This window comes from Propionicicella superfundia DSM 22317 (genome assembly GCF_000423465.1).
GTDB classification, from domain to species: Bacteria; Actinomycetota; Actinomycetes; order Propionibacteriales; family Propionibacteriaceae; genus Propionicicella; species Propionicicella superfundia.
Window position 1 is genome coordinate 214,190 of the sequence record NZ_KE384021.1, and the last position, 15,885, is coordinate 230,074.

Consider the following 15,885-nt stretch of genomic DNA (forward strand, 5'->3'; position numbering starts at 1 on the left):
CAGGTCAGACCGAGACGCTGGCGCTACGCATCTGCCCGTTGTACATCGCTGTCCCCGAGACGGTCATGCCCAGATAGATCGTGGACCAGCTCATGCACACGTTTCCGGCCAGGTAGGAATTCTTCTGCCCCTTCGTGTTGCGCAGCGACAAGGACTTGTAGCTGGAGCTGCCGCTCGCGCTCGCGCTGGCGCCGCCCACGCTGACGCTCGCGCCCAGGCCGATCGCCGAGAAGGCCGTGTAGTTCTCCAGCCACTTCGGCTTCTTGGTGATGGTCGCGAGGCTGTCCCACTTCCCACAGCCATGGATGTCGGAGAAGTAGGGAAGACCGAGCCTTGCCTTCAGGGTGGCTCCGTCCCAACTCACCTTCCCGCTCCACTTGTTGCGCGCCTCCGCCGATGGGGCCACGCCGAGCGCCAGGGCGCTGGCGAGCAGCACGGACGCGAGGATCCTGGTCGGATGGGTGATCTTCATCGGTCTCCTTGGATCGAGGATGGATGTTCGTAACGGCCGTCGGCGGCAGCCAAACAGGCTTTCGCCGGGCGGGCAACCGGTCCCCGGCCGCCGGAATCGCCCGTTCGGTCGCGAATCGTGTTACCGGCCGGCCAAGCGATGGGCGCGGTCGCCCGGCGGCCCGTATCCCTTGGAGGGTGGGGATGTCCGCCGTCGGCGACGCCCGCGTCCCGGTGACAAGGGGACTTGCTCCGAGCGGATCGTGCGCCGACCCGCCGGGCCGGACGACCCGGGCCGACATGGCCCGAGCGGGGCCACGGTGACCGCCGGGCCGGCCCGGTGACCGGCCCGCGCCGCAAACTCGTCACAAAATGACGTCCCGATGTCACAAGACGACGTGCGACCCCGACGGTTCCCGAGACACTCGATGCCTCCGAGGCAGGGAGTTGCTGCGCGAGCCGGTCCGGGTGGACGCAAGCACCGGATCATCGCCAGGCGGATGGCAGCCTTGCGGCTCTCGCAGGGCATCGCCGGGCCACGGGACGAGTCGTCGCACCACTGCGGCCGCGCCCAGGCAGAGACTCGCGCCCCCTCACTCGTCCCGCTTGCGGTCCTGTCTCCATTGCCGCGCGGCCTCAGCGCCGGCGAAAAAGGCCATGAACGCGACCGCCGGCCACTCGACGAGGCGCTCGTAGAGGTCCATCGACATGAACATCCCGACGGCGAGTCCGGTCGTCGCGGAAGCGGCAAGCCGCCCGAGCGCCCGGCCGGTCATCGACAGGCCACCTGCGTGGACCCCATGAACAACGCCATGGTGATGAGAGCGGTGAGCACCGGATGGGGGCAGGCATCTCTCACGCATTGTCCGGCGGCCGCCGTGGGCGTCGATGCGTCTTTCAGGGCCGTTGCCGAGCGGACGCCTGTCTCGGTTGCCTCGACGACGACGCTCGTGTCGGCACGCGCCCCGTGCACCTCCGAGGTGGAGCGATCGGCCTGACTCGACTCGTCCGCAAGGGCGAGTTGCGCACTTCCGCCGACGCCGACGCCGAGCGCCAGGGCGCAGGCGGGTGGCGCGGACGCGAGGATTCTGATCGGTCGGGTGATCTTCATTGGGCTCCTTGGGGCTTGAGGATGGGTGTTCGTCGAACGGCCGTTGGCGGCAGCCAAACAGGCTTTTGCCGGGCGGGCAACCGGCCCCCGGCCGCCGGAATCGCCCGTTGGGCCTCAGATCGTGTTGCCGGCGGCGAAGCCAGGTGCGCCGTCGCGCGGCGGTCCGTATCCCTTGGATTGTGGAAACGTCGTCAGTGTCGGCCACCTCATCCGGGTGACAAGGGGACTCGTCTCGGCCGGCCCGGCCACCGGTTCGTCGGCCGGTTGGGCCTCGGTAGAGACAAGGCGCTGCGGCTGCGGTGACCGCCTCGACCGCTGGAGGAACGGCGCGCGCTGGAAACTTGTCACAAAGTGACGCGTCGATGTCACAAATCGCGTGCGAGTCCCACAGCCCGAGAGTATGCGGCTCTCCGCGGTCGACGGGACTATTCCGCAGAGCAGGCCGATGGCCGCGGAGACGGCAAGCCGCTCGTCGATCGCAGTCTGGCGGACGTCACCGTTGATGCCTGCGTGGCTGTGCCCTTCCTCCAGCCAGACCGGATACTCGGGGCCCCCGGACCGACCGCAGAACTCCGTCGATGCCGTCCGGGCCTGCGTAACGGTCATGTCGAGAAGGCGCTCAGCAGGGCTGTGGCCACGGCCCTGCTGAGCGCCCTGGCTCGCCGTCCTTCACTCGTCCGGGTTGCGGGCCTTCTTGCGCTGCCGGAGCGCCTCGAGCCCAGCGAAAAAGACCGGAAAGGCGACTGTAGGCCACGCGACAAGGGTGTGGTAAATGGTGGTCGACGGGACCATGCCGCAAAGCAGGCCGATAGCCGCGTAGATGGCAATCCGTCCGGGATTCCAGCCGGTCATCGGCAGGTCACCGTCGTGTAGCGCATGAATAGTGCCATGGTGACGAGGTTGGTGATCACCGGGTGGGGGAAGGTGATCCTCACGCATTTCCCCGCAGCCGCCGCGCTGCCGAATAGCTTGTCGATCGCGACGGCCAGCAGTGTGGACGCGAGGGCTCCGATGAAATGTGTAGCCTTCATCGGTCTCTCCTTGCCTTGAGGATGGGTGTTCGTCAACGGCCGTTGGCGGCAGCAAAACAGACCGTCGCTCACCGTGCAACCCCCATGTGGCCGCCAGGATTGGCCTTTCGGATCGCGAAACAGGTTACCGACCGCGCGACATGAGAGCGGTCGTCGCGCAGCCGGCCCGCGTCCTTCGGCCGAAGGGAGTTCTCCGACCTGGTTCCCGTGACCGCCCTGGCAAGGCGGCGCGCGGCTCGCGGGTGAAGCGCCGGCACGCCGGGTGAGGGGATCCAGATCGAGCGAAGGCGATGCCGCCGCGGTGACCGCCTCGCTCGCGGGGCGAACGACGCGCGCCGGAAACGTGTCACAAGATGACGTGTCGATGTCACAAAACCGCGTGAGATCCCCACCGTTCCGGCCCTCCCGAGTCTCTCCGCGCGCAGGGACGGAGCCCCGCCTTTGGGGAGATGGGAGATGCTTCCGACCCTCGGCCGAGTCTCTCCGCGCGCAGGGACGGAGCATGGGTGGGTCCAGGTGCAGGCCGGATCGATACCCCGGTCGCGGCGGACGGCCCGGAGCCGGATCCCGTCCCGCCGCGTGGCACAGCTACGCCGGGGTCGCCCCGCCCTCCCGGGCGCGCAAGCCATAGGTGCCGGCGGTCAGGGTGCGATACGAGGCTGACACGATCTCCTCCAGCACGTCGAGATCGATCCGCTCGAGGTCGGTGATGTAGAGACATCCGACTCCGGTCCTGTGCGGCCCGAGACGCGCGAGAGCCTTCGCGTGTGCGCCAACGCCGTCGACCAGATAGACCACGGTCGCAGCCTTGCGTGGCGCGAAGCCGGCGGCGCTCGCATCGCCCCGGCGTCCCGAGGCGTACTCGTAGTGGTAGGAGCCGAAGCCCACGATCGTGCCCCAGAGCGTGGGCTCCCGTCCGGTCGCCCTGCGCATCAGGGCGACGAGTGTCTCCGCGTCGCGCCGACGGACGGCCGGGACGACCCTGTCGAGGAATGCGGCGACATCGCCGCCCGTGGGCTCCATGGTGCACCTCCTGATCATGGTGGGCCTGTGCGTCACCTCGAAGACGACGAGGCGCGCTGCGGCAGCGACCGCGTGAGCCTGTGCAGCCCACGTCCGAGCCCGATCGCCAGGTAGGCGATCACGAGGAAGAACACGACCAGCCCCGCGACGTTGAGCAGCACCTGCGGCGCTCCGTAGCGGTCGACGTCGAGGAAGAAATAGGGATACCGGCTGTCGGGGAGGATCGGGCCGCCGACCTCGGCTCGGACCATGGCGAAGACGACGTAGGCCAGTGGAATGGCGGCCCATGTGAAGGGAGCCCACCAGCGCAGGTCCTCCGTGTCGGCGAAGAACAGCCAGTCCGCGAACACCAGCGCGGGGGTGACCAGGTGCACGAGGAGGTTGCCCAGCGGGTCGACGCCGTGGGCGGAGAGATCCGGCAGACCCGGGGCGAGGATCAGGTTGTAGACCAGCCCGGTCACCAGGATCGCCAGCATGACGGCGCCCATCGCGAGTGCGGGCGGATCGCCGGCGAGGGCGATCCGGCGCTGCGAGATCCACAGGAACACCGTGCGAATCAGGATGGCGAGGTAGCAGGCGAACACGAGGATGTTGCTCTGGATCGTGTAGAACGCCAGTTGGGAGACCGCGAGGCCGCCACTCGCGACGCCGAGCATGAGGGCCAGGCCCAGCCCGGCGCCGGCCACGATCGCTGCTCGCAATCCGAACCGCACAGCGCTGACGGAGGCGGGAGACACGCGTGGAGCGTACCCCGACGCGGGGCCGCGCGATGGCCGGTCATCGGCGTGAGCGTTGGTGCAGGGCCCCATGCCGTCTCACACCTTTGTCTCTTCTCTGTGAACTGCTGCGGGATCGGTTCGCCGGCCCTAGAGTGAGGGGAGCCTAACCTAATTGACCGAGGTGGAGTAGCGTGCGCGTACGACGGATCCTGACGTGGCTCGGCGCTCTGGCGCTGGCAGCGGCGGTCGTGTGGGGATCCACCGGCACCGCGGCCGCACAGGACGACTGGCAGGACGTCACCGAATCGATCACCTCCCTCCTCGACGAGGTTCCCACGCTCTACGCGGACGGCGACCTCAAGGGCGTCGAGGCCAACGTCCGAAAGGCCTATTACGAGGAGTACCAGGCCAGCGGACTCGAGGACGAGGTCAAGCACCGCCTGGGCGCCGACCGGGCGACCGCCTTCCAGACCGGCGTCGTCGAGCTCCGGAACCTCACCCGGGACGGCGCCCCGCAGGCCGACGTGAAAGCGGCGGTCGCCCAGCTCACGACGCAGCTCACGACCGACGTCGAAGAGGTGCGGACGGCCCCCGAGGTCAGCGACCGATGGGGAAGGGTCGCGCAGAGCATCGTCGAGACGAGCAACGAGGCGCTGCGACTGTACGAGGCGGGCGACCACGACGCCGCATTCACCGAGGCCAGCCGCGCCTACCTGGAGCACTACGAGGCCGACGGGCTGGAGAAGGCGACCCTGTCGTACCTCAGCAGCGGACGCGTCGCCGAGGTCGAGGCGGAGTTCCGTCAGATCCGCATGGACATCCGCGACGGCGTGCCCGTCGACGACGTGCGCAGCCACGTGGAGACCCTCAACCGGATGGTGACCGAGGACGCGGCCTCGCTCGACTCCCTGGGCGCCAACGAGGCCGTCGGCTGGAGCGGCTTCGTCGCGTCCTTCCTCATCCTGCTCCGCGAGGGCGCCGAGGCGCTCCTCGTCGTGGCGGCCGTCATCACCTACGTGATCAAGTCCGGCCGGCGAGACCAGCTCCGGGGCGTCTACCTCGGCATCGTGGCGGCGATCGCCGTCAGCGTCGGGCTCGCCGTGTTGTTCAACTCCCTCACCAGCAGCGCCGCGCTCGGCCTGACGCAGGAGCTGATCGAAGGCATCGCCGGCGCCCTGGCGGCCGTGATGCTGATCTACATCAGCAGTTGGATCCTCTCGAAATCCGAGGGCGACGCCTGGCACCGGTACATCACCGACACCGTCGACAAGCAGTCCGCGGCCGGAGGCCGGTGGGCGCTGTTCGCCGTCGTGTTCCTCGCCGTGGCCCGCGAGGGCTTCGAGACCATCCTGTTCTACATCCCCGTCTTCGGCGCCGCGCAGACGACCACCGATCATCTGCTCATCTGGGCCGGCCTCGCCGCCGCCGTCGTCGTGCTCGCCGTCCTGTTCCTGGCGGTGCGGCTCTTCGGCGTCAGACTGCCGCTGCGGCCCTTCTTCCGCTGGACGTCCGTGCTCCTCGCGATCCTGGCGATCACCATCACCGGCGGCGCGGTGAAGGAGTTCCAGGACGCCATGCTCGTGGACGCGACGCCGGTGGCGGGCGTCCCGCAGGTGACCTGGCTCGGCCTGTACCCGACGGTGGAGACCCTTGCGGCACAAGGGATCGTCACCGTCGTCGTGCTGGCGCTCATGCTGTGGCAGTTCCGCAAGTCGGTCGGACAGCCGGCCACGCCGGACGATCCGGCCCCCGTTCCCGCCGACGACGCGGACGTTCCCGCCGACGAAGCGAGCGTGTCCGCGGACGGCAACGATGCCCCCACCCCCTCAGATCACACCAAGGAAAGGGTCGAAACACAGTGAAGATCATGGGGAAGGTCGCGCTCGGCGCGACTGCACTCGTCCTGGCGCTGGCCGGATGCTCCGGCGCTCCGGAGGAGACCACCGCCACCACACCCGGCGGGACGACGACAACCAGCGAGAGCCCTGCCGCCGAGGAGACCGACGGCACGGTGGTCGGCATCCAGGAGAAGGAGGTCGGTGACTCCGGACCGCAGGAGGCCGGAGACTACCTGATCGTGTCGGCCGTCTACTTCCAGGCCGTCGACCTGGAGCACGGCTCGATGAACATGCCGCCGGCATCCGATTCGGACATGCACTTCGAGATCGATATCAAGACCACGGAGAAGGCCAAGGACATCGGGTACGAAGCCGATCAGTTCATGCCCTACCTCAAGATCAGCCCGAAGCTGACCGAGAAGACCACCGGCAAGGTCGTCGACCTCGGAACGCTCATGCCGATGATCGCCTCCGACGGACCCCACTACGGCAACAACATCAGCCTGGATCCCGGCAAGTACACGGTCGAACTCACCATCCAGTCCCCGGCCGACGACTTCATGCTGCACACGGGCAAGGACACCAGCGGTGTGAAGGGCCGGTTCTGGACAGACCCGCTCAAGGTCACGTTCGACAACTTCGAATGGGACGGCCAGCTGCTCTGACGCGGCCCATTCTCCATGCTGAAACTGTTCGTAGCCTCTGCTGAGCTCGCACTTCCGCTGTGCGTGCTGTCGGCGATGCTCATCGCCAACCGCTCCTACGCGCCGACCAGGCGTCAGCGCGTAGGACGGTTGACCGTGGCGAGCCTCGGGACGGGTGCGGTCGCCGCCGTCGTCATCGTCTGGCTGCGGCTCAACACGCAGCACATCCGGCTGCCCGTCATCAACATCTGGGCCGGCACCTTCCTGCTGGCGGCCCAGTTCGCGTTCCTCGCGGCCCTGTGGCTCATGACCCGGCGACCGCTCGTGACCGACGCTCCCGGCCGGCGCAGCCGATTCCTCACCTGGACGAGCCTCGCGTCCCTGCTGCTCGTCAACCTCTACTACGGCATCCCGCTGTACATCGCGATCGACGGCGTCGTGCCGATGAACGGCACCCTGTTCGCCAGCGACTCGCTGCTCAACCTCATCGGCTACATCCTCGGCGTCGTCGTCACGGCCTTCGCGGGCTGGATCGTCGCCGTGAGCCTCGGCCGGGTGCCGAGCCTGGCCCGGCGCATCGTCACGACACTCGCCATGGCCGTCGCGATCGTGTGCCAGTGGGCGCCCCTGTACCAGCAGTACGCGGCCGTCAAGTTCGTGCCGAAGAGCTCGCTCAACTTCGACGTCCTGCTGTGGATCCAGCGCAACAGCGTCCCGATCCTGCTGGCCTACGTCGTCCTGTCCGTCGTCCCCGCCGTGATCGCGATCGTGACACGACGGCGCGCGGCGCCCGCCGATGCGGCGCCGGCGGAGCGACGGCTGGTCCGGGCCGACACGATCTCCCGGCGGCGGTTCCTCGGAGCGTCCGTGGTCGTCGGGGTCGGGCTGGCCGCCACGTACACCGTCGGCAAGCAGATCGCCGAGGCCGTCCCGGAGCTGTCGCCCATCGAGCCGTCGGTGGTGAACGGCGACAACGTGGAGGTCGACGTGGTCGCCGTCAGCGACGGGCACCTGCACCGGTTCGCCTACGAGGCGTCCGGCGGCACCGAGGTGCGCTTCATCGTCATCCAGAAGAACGCGTCCGCGGCGTTCGGCACCGGCCTGGACGCGTGCGAGATCTGCGGTCCCAGCGGCTATTACGAGCGGGACGGCAAGGTCGTGTGCCGCAAGTGCGATGTCGTCATGAACGTCCAGACCATCGGGTTCGCGGGCGGCTGCAACCCGATCCCCATCTCCTACGACCTGGCCGACGGCAAGCTCCTGTTCAAGGTCGCAGAGCTGGAACAACAAGCGAAGGTGTTCCGCTGACATGTTCTTCCTGATGATCTTCCGCGCCCTGCGGCGGCAACTCGGCAAGCGTGTGATGATCGCCGTCACGATCTGCCTCGGAGCCGCCCTCACCACGTCGATGATGGCCGTCATGCTCGACATCGGCGACAAGGTGAAACAGGAACTGGCCTCCTACGGCGCCAACATCGAGGTGACCCCGAAGGGCGCCTCGGTCGTCTCCGACGTGTACAGCACCGACGACGAGACGACCGGCGCGTTGAAGGAGGACGAACTGCCCCGGCTCAAGACGATCTTCTGGGCCAACAACCTGGAGGACTTCGCGCCGTACCTCACGATCACGGTCCGCGCCGACCAGCCGGCCCAGGACGCCGCCGACATCACGCTGATCGGCACCTGGTTCGACAACACGATGGCCATGCCCGCCGGAGATCCGGTGACGACCGGCCTGCGACATCTGCGCGACTGGTGGGACGTCGACGGGGCCTGGGCCGCGGACGGCGACTCCGGCCAGGTGATGGTCGGGACGAACCTGGCCGAGGCCCGTGGGTGGAGCGTCGGGGACACGATCACCATCACCGGCAGCAAGGGCGCGACGGAGGCCACGGTGGCCGGAATCTTCCATGCGGGCAGCGAGGAGGACGACCTCGTGTATGCCCCGCTCGCCGTCGCGCAGGAGGTGGCGGGACGTCCGGGCGAGATCGATCGCATCGAGGTGAGGGCGATCACGACCCCCGAGAACGAGTTGTCGCAGCGCGCCGAGAGCGACCCGTCGAGCCTGTCGGTGTCCGATTGGGAGACCTGGTACTGCACCGCCTACGTGTCGTCGATCTCCTACCAGATCGAGGAGTCGATGACCGACGCGGTGGCCAAGCCGGTGCGGCAGATCGCCGACTCGGAAGGCGTGATCCTGGAGAAGACGCAGCTCATCATGACCCTCATCGCGATTCTCGCGATGGTGGGGTCCGCGCTGGGCATCGCCAACCTCGTGACGGCCAGCGTCATGGAGCGCGCCCCCGAGATCGGGCTGCTGAAGGCCATCGGCGCGCGCAACGCGTCCATCGTCGGACTGATCCTGACCGAGACGCTGATCGTCGGGCTCGTCGGCGGGGCGGTCGGCTTCGGGCTGGGCATCGGCCTGGCGCAGATCATCGGCCAGATCGTGTTCTCGTCGTGGATCACTCTCCGGCCGCTGGTGCTGCCGGTCATGGCCGCCCTCATCGCGTCGATGATCCTGCTCGGATCCCTGCCGTCCCTGCGCGCGCTGATGGCGCTGAAGCCGTCCAACGTCCTCCATGGGAAGTAGGGGCATGACGCGCGCCAGGATGTACCTGCGGATGATCACGCGATCGTTCATCCGCCGGATCTCCCGCGTTCTCATCGCGTCGCTGTCCATCATCGTGGGCGCGACGACGCTGTCGGCGCTGGGGATCATCACCTACACCGTCCCCGAGCAGATCGCGCGCGAGCTGCGCTCCTACGGCGCGAATCTCGTCGTGTCGCCCGCGGGCGCGCAGACGGTGCGGACCGACGACCTCACGGCCATCAACGCGGCGCTGGCCGCGGACGGGGCGACGGTCGTCGGCTACGCGCCGTACCGGCAGGACAACCTGCTGTACAACCAGCAGCCCGTGTCGGCGATGGCCACCGACTTCGCCCTGGCCACCGCCATGCGTCCCTATTGGAGCGTCGAGGGGGCGTTGCCCGCCCGGTCGGGCGAGGTGCTCGTCGGCCGTGACCTGGCCAAGAAGTACGGCTTCGAGGCGGGCGAGCAGATCGCGGTGCGGACCCAGACCGACGACGGCACCGACTCCGCGGCGGTGAACCTGACGGTCTCGGGCGTGCTGCGGACCGGCGGGTCGGAGGACGCCATGCTGGTGCTGTCGCTGGACGATCTCGAGTCGATCCTCCCGGCGGACGGGAGGCTCGACATGATCGAGTACTCGCTGCTCGCCGACGAGGGTGAGCTCGGCGACATCGCCACGATGATCGACGACACGGATGACTCCGTGCATGCGCAGGTGGTCAAGCGGATCACCAAGTCCGAGTCGAGTGTCCTGCTGACGCTGCGGGCCCTGATCTGGATCGTGAGCCTCGTCGTCGGAGCCCTGACCCTCATCAGCGTGTCGACGACGATGAACGCCGTCGTGAGCGAGCGGGCGACGGAGCTGGCCTTGAAGAAGGCCCTCGGCGCATCGAACAAGGAACTCGTCGGCGAGTTCTTCGGGGAGGGTGTGATCCTCGGTCTGTTCGGAGGTCTCGTGGGTGCGCTGTGCGGGATGGCCGTGGGCGGCGCGGTCACCCAGGAGGTCTTCAACCTGAATCTGCAGGCGAGCTGGTGGGTGGTTCCGCTGACCATGGCGATCTCCGCGGTGGTCAGCGGCCTGGGGAGCTTCGTCACCGTGCGGCGCATCACCAACATCGATCCGGCCGTTGTGCTGGGGGGAGAGTGACATGGATTCGCAGACGGTCTACAGCCTGACGGGCGTCAGCAGGGTCTACGGGGACGTCGCGGCGCTGAACAACGCCGATCTGACGATCCACAAGGGGGAATGGTTGTCGATCGTCGGGCCGTCCGGCTCGGGCAAGACCACCTTGATGAACATCCTCGGCTGCATGGACACCCCGACGTCCGGCACGGTCCTGCTGGACGGCGAGCGGCTCGACCGGCAGGGGGAGCGGGAGTTGGCGATCATCCGGCGCCGGCGTATCGGGCTCATCTTCCAGAAGTTCCACCTCATCAAGCACCTGACGGCGCTGGAGAACGTCATGGTGGCGCAGTACTACCACTCGATGCCGGACGAGGGGGAGGCCCACGCGGCGCTGGAGCGGGTCGGCATGGGCTCCCGGGCGACGCATCTGCCGCGGGAGATGTCGGGCGGGGAGCAGCAGCGGGTGTGCATCGCACGGGCGCTGATCAACTCGCCGTCGGTCGTGCTCGCCGACGAGCCCACCGGGAACCTGGACGAGGCCAACGAGCAGATCGTGCTCGACCTGTTCCACCGGCTGCACGACGAGGGCACGACTCTCGTCGTGGTCACCCACGACGCCATGGTCGCGAGCCAGGGCCAGCGCCAGGTCATCCTCAACCACGGGCGCATCGCGGACGTCGTGGAGACCGAGGACTACGTCCGCGCCTTCGGCACGTCCACCGCCGTGTCCACCGGGTCCGCAGCGGCAGCGGCGGCGGACGGAGAGGGGGAGAGCCGGTGAGACGGGCGTACACGACGCGCACGCTCGCGTTCGCCGCGGCGCTGGGCATCGCCGTGTTCTCCGGATGCGGCCAGAACATGAAGGCGTCGGACTATCCCGACGGGACCTACACCGGGACGAGCGCGCCCGACGACGACGGTGCGGTCGGGACGGTGACCTTCACGATCAAGGGCAACGTCATCACCGAGGCGTCCTTCGTCATCGCCGACGCCGACGGCACTCCCCACGACGAGAACTACGGGCTGTCGAAGTCGACGGGCAAGCCGGTCGACGACGCGTTCTACCAACGCGCCCAGGCCGCCATCGCCGCCGAGAAGGAGTACGTGACGCAGTTCACCGAGGTCGGCGACGCCGACGAGGTCGACATCATCGCGGGGGCGTCGGTGTCGCACCGTCAGTTCGTCGAGGCGGTCGCCGACGCGCTGAGCGACAGCGAATGACCCCCGGCGGCCGCGGCGCGGCCGGTGGCGCCGGGAGGGGTGCGAGCGACATCGCGGAGTGGGAGAGCGGTGGCCGCTGGACGGCCTCGACGGCGATGGGCACGACGGTCCACGTCTGCCTGGTGGGCGCCGGGCCGGTCGTGGGCGTTGCTCCTCCGGCGCACGACGTGGTCGCCGAGATCGACGCGGCCCTGTCGCGGTTCCTCCCCGCGAGCGAGGTGAGCCGGATCAACGCGTCCCCGGGGCGGTGGCTGCCCGTGGGGCGGCACCTGGCGGCCGTCGCGGAGGCCGCCGAGCGGTACCGGGCGCTCACGGCGGGCGCCTTCGACGCGATCGTCGCCGACACGCCCGTCGAGGGCCCTCGGCTGCGGTTCCGCACGGGAGCCTCGGGCGTCAGGGAGGCGTTTCTCGCTCCGGGGTGCCGAATCGACCTCGGCGGCATCGCGAAGGGGTACGCGGCCGACGCCGCGCGGGACCGGTGTGAGGCGGATGCGCACGGAGTGATGGTGTCGGTGGGGACGTCGTCCATCTCGTTCACGGGCACACCCCCGGTCCGGGAGGCATGGCGGATCGCGATCGGCTCGCCCTGGGAGGACGTGCCCGAGACCTTGGGCTACATCGAGGTGTCGCGGGGCTCGTTCTCGATGTCGGGGGTTCGCGGGCAACGCCGGGGGGGCGAGAGGATCGTCCCGCAGCACCTGCTCGATCCCCGGACGGGGGGCCGGGTCCGCACGGATGTCTGCGCGGTCGGCGTGCTGAGCGACGACGGCATGCGCAGTGAGGCGTTGTCCACGGCGTGCATGGTGCTGGGAACGGGACCGGGGCTGGAGCTGTGCGCGGACGAGCAGGTCGAGGCGCTGTTCCTGACCGTCTCGGGCGACCTGGTCGCGACGCCCGGCATGGGGCGGCGCGTGTCCCTGCGCAGGGGCATCCGCCGACGCCTGCAGGACGTCCTCGATCGCTGATCCGGGGAGGACGCGCCGCGGGGCTGGTCCGGGTCCACCTGCTGGCCTGCGTCCCCGGTCGTCCTCAGCGCCACAGCGGCGAACTGCGACTTTCTGTGCGGTATGGCGCCACTGGGGGTCGATGCGTGTCCCCGCCGCGGACTTCTGCACCGAATGAGCGGCGGTCGGTGGGCCTATTCGGTGCACAAAGTCGCGCCTGACAGAGCTGGTCCCTCAGCCGGGCCGCTTTCGGTAAGAAAAGCCGCGACTGTGCCGCCCGGCTCTCCCCGACCAGCCGATGCCGAGCGTTCGCCGCGGCCGTCAGGGCCGGAACGCAGAAACGGGCGATCCGCGGCCCGAACCAAAGCTGGAACATCGGGACGTCGTCACCCGCTCTGCGCTGGAGGATCCCGAAGGGGCATCCTTTCGCGACCACGAGGGCGATGCCCTCTCCTGCGAGGGTCGCGATGGAGAGGCCCAGCCAGTGGTCGCGACGTCGAACCGCCGCACAGAACCAGACGTAGGACAGGCAGGCGAGTTCCCCGACGCCGATCGCGCTGTGCACGATGCGCAGTGCGCGGATGACGCGTTCACGCTCGTCGACGCCGACGGAGCCGGGAGCCGCGTGCTCGGCGTCGACATCCATGGAGTGCGGCCTATCGAGCCGTCATCACCGGATGCCGCCGTGCGGGTCGATCGGCACGTCACGAGTGCGACCGGTGTCGAGCTCGGACGGCCTCACCGATCCTTGAGCCTGCCTGCCCCCAGGTCCTCAAGGGGGTCCGTGAGCTTGTCGAAAGGACGGTCCCGACGCCTGTCGAAAGGACGGCGGTTTCGAGCAGCCCCGGTGCGCTGGTGACGGTCGCGAACTCGTCCGGGGTCAGACGGCCGAGGCGGGTCTCCGAATCACTGCACCGTCGGCCGGGGACGATTCCGATCCCTCCTCGATTGCGTCGTGAGCTTCGTCGGTCACCCGGGGCACGGGAATGCAGACGCTGAGCGTGGCGCAGATCGCTGCGGCAGCGAGCCCCATGACGAAGACGAGCGCGAAGGCGCCGGTGACGTCGTGGCCGGTGGAGGCGGCGAGGATGGCGCCGACCGCGGCGGAGGCGACGGTGGTGCCGAAGGCGCGCATGAGGGTGTTCAGGCCGTTGGCGGCCCCGGTCTCGTGGCGCGGGACCGCGCCCATGATCAGGGCGGGCATCGCGGCGTAGCCGAGTCCGATGCCGACGCCGATGATGGTGTTGACGACGGCGATCGTCCACACGTGCAGAGGGACGATCACGCAGACCAGGTAGGCCCCGGTGAGCACGATCGCACCGGCGACCAGCAGCGGCTTCGGGCCGGCGGAGCGTTCGATCCGGCCGGCGATCGGTGACATGACCAGCATCGCCAGGCCCGAGGGCATCAGGACGAGGCTCGCCTGCAGCAGGTCGAGGCCCATCCCCCCGGCGGCCGCCGGGGCCTCCAGGAGCTGCGGGAACGCGATGCTGGAGGAGAAGAGGGCGAAACCCATCGCGACGGACGCGAGGTTGGTGGTGAGCACCGCGGGCCGAGCGGCGACCCGCAGGTCGACGAGCGGATTCGTCAGCCGCAGTTCGTACCAGCCCCAGCCGATGAGCACCGCCACCCCGGTGATGAGGCTGATCAGGGTCGGCGAGGCCGTCCAGCCCCATTCATTGCCGCGCGACACGGCCAGGAGCACGCCCACCAGACCGATGGCCAGACCCACCGCCCCAGGGATGTCGACGCGTCCGCCGGCGGGGTCGCCGGCCGTGGGCACGACCGCGAGGAGGAGCGTGAAGGCGACCGCGGAGACGGCCGCCGCGAGGACGAACAGCATGTGCCAGTCGAGGTTCTCGACGACCAGTGCGCTCACCGGCAGGCCGATGGCGCCGCCGACGCCGAGGGTGGCGCTCACCAGTGCGATCGAGGTGCCGAGCCTCGTGGAGTCCACGACGTCGCGCAGCAGGGATATGCCCAGCGGGATGACGCCCATGCCCAGTCCCTGGAGCGCGCGTCCGACGATCAGGGTCGTGAGCCCTGGGGCGAGGGCGCAGATGACGGAGCCGGCGACGAGGACGCCCATCAGCACGAGCGCGATGACCCGCTTGCCGAACATGTCGCCGAGCTTGCCGACGATCGGGACGGCGACCGCGGAGGCCAGCAGCGTGGTGGTGATGACCCAGGCGGTGTCCGCGGCGGGAGCGTTCAGAAGGTGCGGAAGCTCGCTCTGAATGGGGATCAGGATCGTCTGCATGAACGATGCGCCCATGCCGGCGAACGCCAGCACGGCGACCACCAGATACTGGCGGGTCCTGCTGTACGGGGAGGTGAACGATTCGGATGCGACGTGCACGAAACCTCGGTTCAAGCGACGGAATATCGAGTATGAGACGGCGTCTCGCCTAGAATACGCCTATGAGAACCGAGCTTCGCGAGCGTGCACATGAGCTGATACGCGCCGAACTGGTCGACGCCGCATTCGAGCTCATCGTCGAGCACGGCTACGAGGCCCTCACCGCGGAGGACCTGGCGCGGGGGCTCGGGATCTCCCGGGCGACGTTCTTCCGGTACCTGGGCTCGAAGGACGAGGTGATCGTCTCGGCCGTCCTGGGTGATCTCGACCAGTTCGCGGAGGCGATGCGGGCTTCGCGGCTCGATCCCGCGGGGTCCCGGTGGCACCGGCTTCGGGCCGCCTTCGAGCCCGCGGTCGTGCAGTCGGAGGAGTCGGCGCAGCGCCTGCGCAAGCAGCTCCGTCTCATCCAGTCGCTCCCACTCGTCAGCGCCCGGGTGCGCCGTGCCCGCGTCCCCCAGATCGAGAGCCTCGCCGACGCACTCGTCGAGGACGGGGCGGACGAGTTCGCGTCCCAGGTTCTCGCCACCGCTGCGGTCGCCGTGCTCGATCAGTGCTGGGTGCGGTGGGGGCGAGACGAGCAGGCGTCGCTGCGGACCATCCTCGACCGGGCCTTCGCCGAGCTCGCTGCGGGGAGTGAGCCCCTCGGTGCCGGGCGCGCAGACGCGTCGAGCGCTCCCTAACTGCCGGAATTCGGCCGGAATCCGGAGGTTCGGGAGCGTTCGGTGCACCCCCGACGCGCTTCCCGTCTGAGCGAGATCGTCCGACACATCGGCGACGTGGGAGCCCTGCCACGCGCTTGTAGGATTCGGGTGCGTTCTCGTTTGCG

General features: G+C 68.9%; 18 protein-coding genes. 9 read left to right on the forward strand and 9 right to left on the reverse strand.

The annotated features are described in order from the left end of the window. Positions 1-4: 4 nt before the first annotated feature. From G555_RS0110805 to G555_RS19370, 7 genes are all read right to left on the reverse strand, one after another. A complete protein-coding gene (locus tag G555_RS0110805) occupies positions 5-472 on the reverse strand; it encodes a hypothetical protein (protein WP_028708886.1) in 468 nt (155 codons plus the stop codon). A 571-nt stretch (positions 473-1,043) separates the two neighbouring features. Next, complete coding sequence (locus G555_RS0110810; RefSeq protein ID WP_028708887.1) at positions 1,044-1,226, reverse strand: hypothetical protein; 183 nt, start codon at positions 1,224-1,226, stop codon at positions 1,044-1,046. Then, the gene (locus tag G555_RS0110815; RefSeq protein WP_028708888.1) at positions 1,223-1,561 is read right to left on the reverse strand and encodes a hypothetical protein; all 339 of its coding nucleotides are present in this window, start codon (positions 1,559-1,561) and stop codon (positions 1,223-1,225) included. The genes G555_RS0110810 and G555_RS0110815 overlap by 4 nt, the downstream gene beginning before the upstream one ends. Before the next feature lie 669 nt (positions 1,562-2,230). Further along, positions 2,231-2,413, reverse strand: a complete 183-nt coding sequence (locus G555_RS0110820) for a hypothetical protein (RefSeq protein ID WP_028708889.1) — start codon at positions 2,411-2,413, stop codon at positions 2,231-2,233. Continuing rightward, positions 2,410-2,592, reverse strand: a complete 183-nt coding sequence (locus tag G555_RS0110825) for a hypothetical protein (RefSeq protein ID WP_028708890.1) — start codon at positions 2,590-2,592, stop codon at positions 2,410-2,412. Before G555_RS0110825 ends, G555_RS0110820 begins: the two co-directional genes overlap by 4 nt. A gap of 588 nt (positions 2,593-3,180) precedes the next feature. Beyond that, on the reverse strand, positions 3,181-3,615 hold the full coding sequence (locus G555_RS0110830) for a DUF1801 domain-containing protein (RefSeq protein WP_028708891.1): 435 nt from the start codon (positions 3,613-3,615) through the stop codon (positions 3,181-3,183). A gap of 32 nt (positions 3,616-3,647) precedes the next feature. Further along, complete coding sequence (locus tag G555_RS19370) at positions 3,648-4,352, reverse strand: Pr6Pr family membrane protein (protein ID WP_156887520.1); 705 nt, start codon at positions 4,350-4,352, stop codon at positions 3,648-3,650. A gap of 173 nt (positions 4,353-4,525) precedes the next feature. Here G555_RS19370 and G555_RS19375 point away from each other — a divergent pair, with 173 nt between their 5' ends. From G555_RS19375 to G555_RS0110875, 8 genes are read left to right on the forward strand one after another with little or no spacing between them, the layout of a single operon-like run. Beyond that, a complete protein-coding gene (locus tag G555_RS19375; RefSeq protein WP_051208832.1) occupies positions 4,526-6,196 on the forward strand; it encodes an FTR1 family iron permease in 1,671 nt (556 codons plus the stop codon). Between the two features lie 5 nt (positions 6,197-6,201). Continuing rightward, complete coding sequence (locus G555_RS0110845) at positions 6,202-6,837, forward strand: iron transporter (protein ID WP_028708892.1); 636 nt, start codon at positions 6,202-6,204, stop codon at positions 6,835-6,837. 15 nt (positions 6,838-6,852) lie between these two features. Next, the gene (locus tag G555_RS0110850; protein WP_028708893.1) at positions 6,853-8,124 is read left to right on the forward strand and encodes a DUF2318 domain-containing protein; all 1,272 of its coding nucleotides are present in this window, start codon (positions 6,853-6,855) and stop codon (positions 8,122-8,124) included. Between the two features lies 1 nt (position 8,125). Next, positions 8,126-9,409, forward strand: a complete 1,284-nt coding sequence (locus G555_RS0110855) for an ABC transporter permease (protein ID WP_028708894.1) — start codon at positions 8,126-8,128, stop codon at positions 9,407-9,409. Between the two features lie 4 nt (positions 9,410-9,413). After that, complete coding sequence (locus G555_RS0110860; RefSeq protein WP_169337903.1) at positions 9,414-10,556, forward strand: ABC transporter permease; 1,143 nt, start codon at positions 9,414-9,416, stop codon at positions 10,554-10,556. A 1-nt stretch (position 10,557) separates the two neighbouring features. Next, positions 10,558-11,316, forward strand: a complete 759-nt coding sequence (locus G555_RS19380) for an ABC transporter ATP-binding protein (protein WP_051208834.1) — start codon at positions 10,558-10,560, stop codon at positions 11,314-11,316. Then, a complete protein-coding gene (locus G555_RS0110870; RefSeq protein WP_028708896.1) occupies positions 11,313-11,756 on the forward strand; it encodes an FMN-binding protein in 444 nt (147 codons plus the stop codon). Before G555_RS19380 ends, G555_RS0110870 begins: the two co-directional genes overlap by 4 nt. Further along, positions 11,753-12,721 carry an FAD:protein FMN transferase gene (locus G555_RS0110875; protein ID WP_028708897.1) on the forward strand — a complete coding sequence of 323 codons (969 nt, stop codon included), beginning with the start codon at positions 11,753-11,755 and terminating at the stop codon, positions 12,719-12,721. The genes G555_RS0110870 and G555_RS0110875 overlap by 4 nt, the downstream gene beginning before the upstream one ends. Before the next feature lie 64 nt (positions 12,722-12,785). On the opposite strand, the gene G555_RS22295 is transcribed toward G555_RS0110875, so the two are convergent. Further along, positions 12,786-13,346, reverse strand: a complete 561-nt coding sequence (locus tag G555_RS22295; RefSeq protein ID WP_156887521.1) for a hypothetical protein — start codon at positions 13,344-13,346, stop codon at positions 12,786-12,788. A 234-nt stretch (positions 13,347-13,580) separates the two neighbouring features. Then, positions 13,581-15,059 carry an MFS transporter gene (locus G555_RS19385; protein ID WP_245581260.1) on the reverse strand — a complete coding sequence of 493 codons (1,479 nt, stop codon included), beginning with the start codon at positions 15,057-15,059 and terminating at the stop codon, positions 13,581-13,583. 62 nt (positions 15,060-15,121) lie between these two features. Between G555_RS19385 and G555_RS21290 the strand changes: the two genes are divergently transcribed. After that, positions 15,122-15,739, forward strand: a complete 618-nt coding sequence (locus G555_RS21290; protein WP_028708898.1) for a TetR/AcrR family transcriptional regulator — start codon at positions 15,122-15,124, stop codon at positions 15,737-15,739. Positions 15,740-15,885 lie beyond the last annotated feature (146 nt).

Coding starts and splice junctions, on each gene's coding strand:
- G555_RS19380 (WP_051208834.1), top strand. CDS start 10,558: ATGGATTCGCAGACGGTCTACAGCCTGACGGGCGTCAGCAGGGTCTAC.
- G555_RS0110815 (WP_028708888.1), bottom strand. CDS start 1,561: ATGAAGATCACCCGACCGATCAGAATCCTCGCGTCCGCGCCACCCGCC.
- G555_RS0110830 (WP_028708891.1), bottom strand. CDS start 3,615: ATGGAGCCCACGGGCGGCGATGTCGCCGCATTCCTCGACAGGGTCGTC.
- G555_RS0110845 (WP_028708892.1), top strand. CDS start 6,202: ATGGGGAAGGTCGCGCTCGGCGCGACTGCACTCGTCCTGGCGCTGGCC.
- G555_RS0110875 (WP_028708897.1), top strand. CDS start 11,753: ATGACCCCCGGCGGCCGCGGCGCGGCCGGTGGCGCCGGGAGGGGTGCG.
- G555_RS0110860 (WP_169337903.1), top strand. CDS start 9,414: ATGACGCGCGCCAGGATGTACCTGCGGATGATCACGCGATCGTTCATC.
- G555_RS21290 (WP_028708898.1), top strand. CDS start 15,122: ATGAGAACCGAGCTTCGCGAGCGTGCACATGAGCTGATACGCGCCGAA.
- G555_RS0110805 (WP_028708886.1), bottom strand. CDS start 472: ATGAAGATCACCCATCCGACCAGGATCCTCGCGTCCGTGCTGCTCGCC.
- G555_RS0110850 (WP_028708893.1), top strand. CDS start 6,853: ATGCTGAAACTGTTCGTAGCCTCTGCTGAGCTCGCACTTCCGCTGTGC.
- G555_RS22295 (WP_156887521.1), bottom strand. CDS start 13,346: ATGGATGTCGACGCCGAGCACGCGGCTCCCGGCTCCGTCGGCGTCGAC.
- G555_RS0110855 (WP_028708894.1), top strand. CDS start 8,126: ATGTTCTTCCTGATGATCTTCCGCGCCCTGCGGCGGCAACTCGGCAAG.
- G555_RS0110820 (WP_028708889.1), bottom strand. CDS start 2,413: ATGACCGGCTGGAATCCCGGACGGATTGCCATCTACGCGGCTATCGGC.
- G555_RS0110810 (WP_028708887.1), bottom strand. CDS start 1,226: ATGACCGGCCGGGCGCTCGGGCGGCTTGCCGCTTCCGCGACGACCGGA.
- G555_RS0110825 (WP_028708890.1), bottom strand. CDS start 2,592: ATGAAGGCTACACATTTCATCGGAGCCCTCGCGTCCACACTGCTGGCC.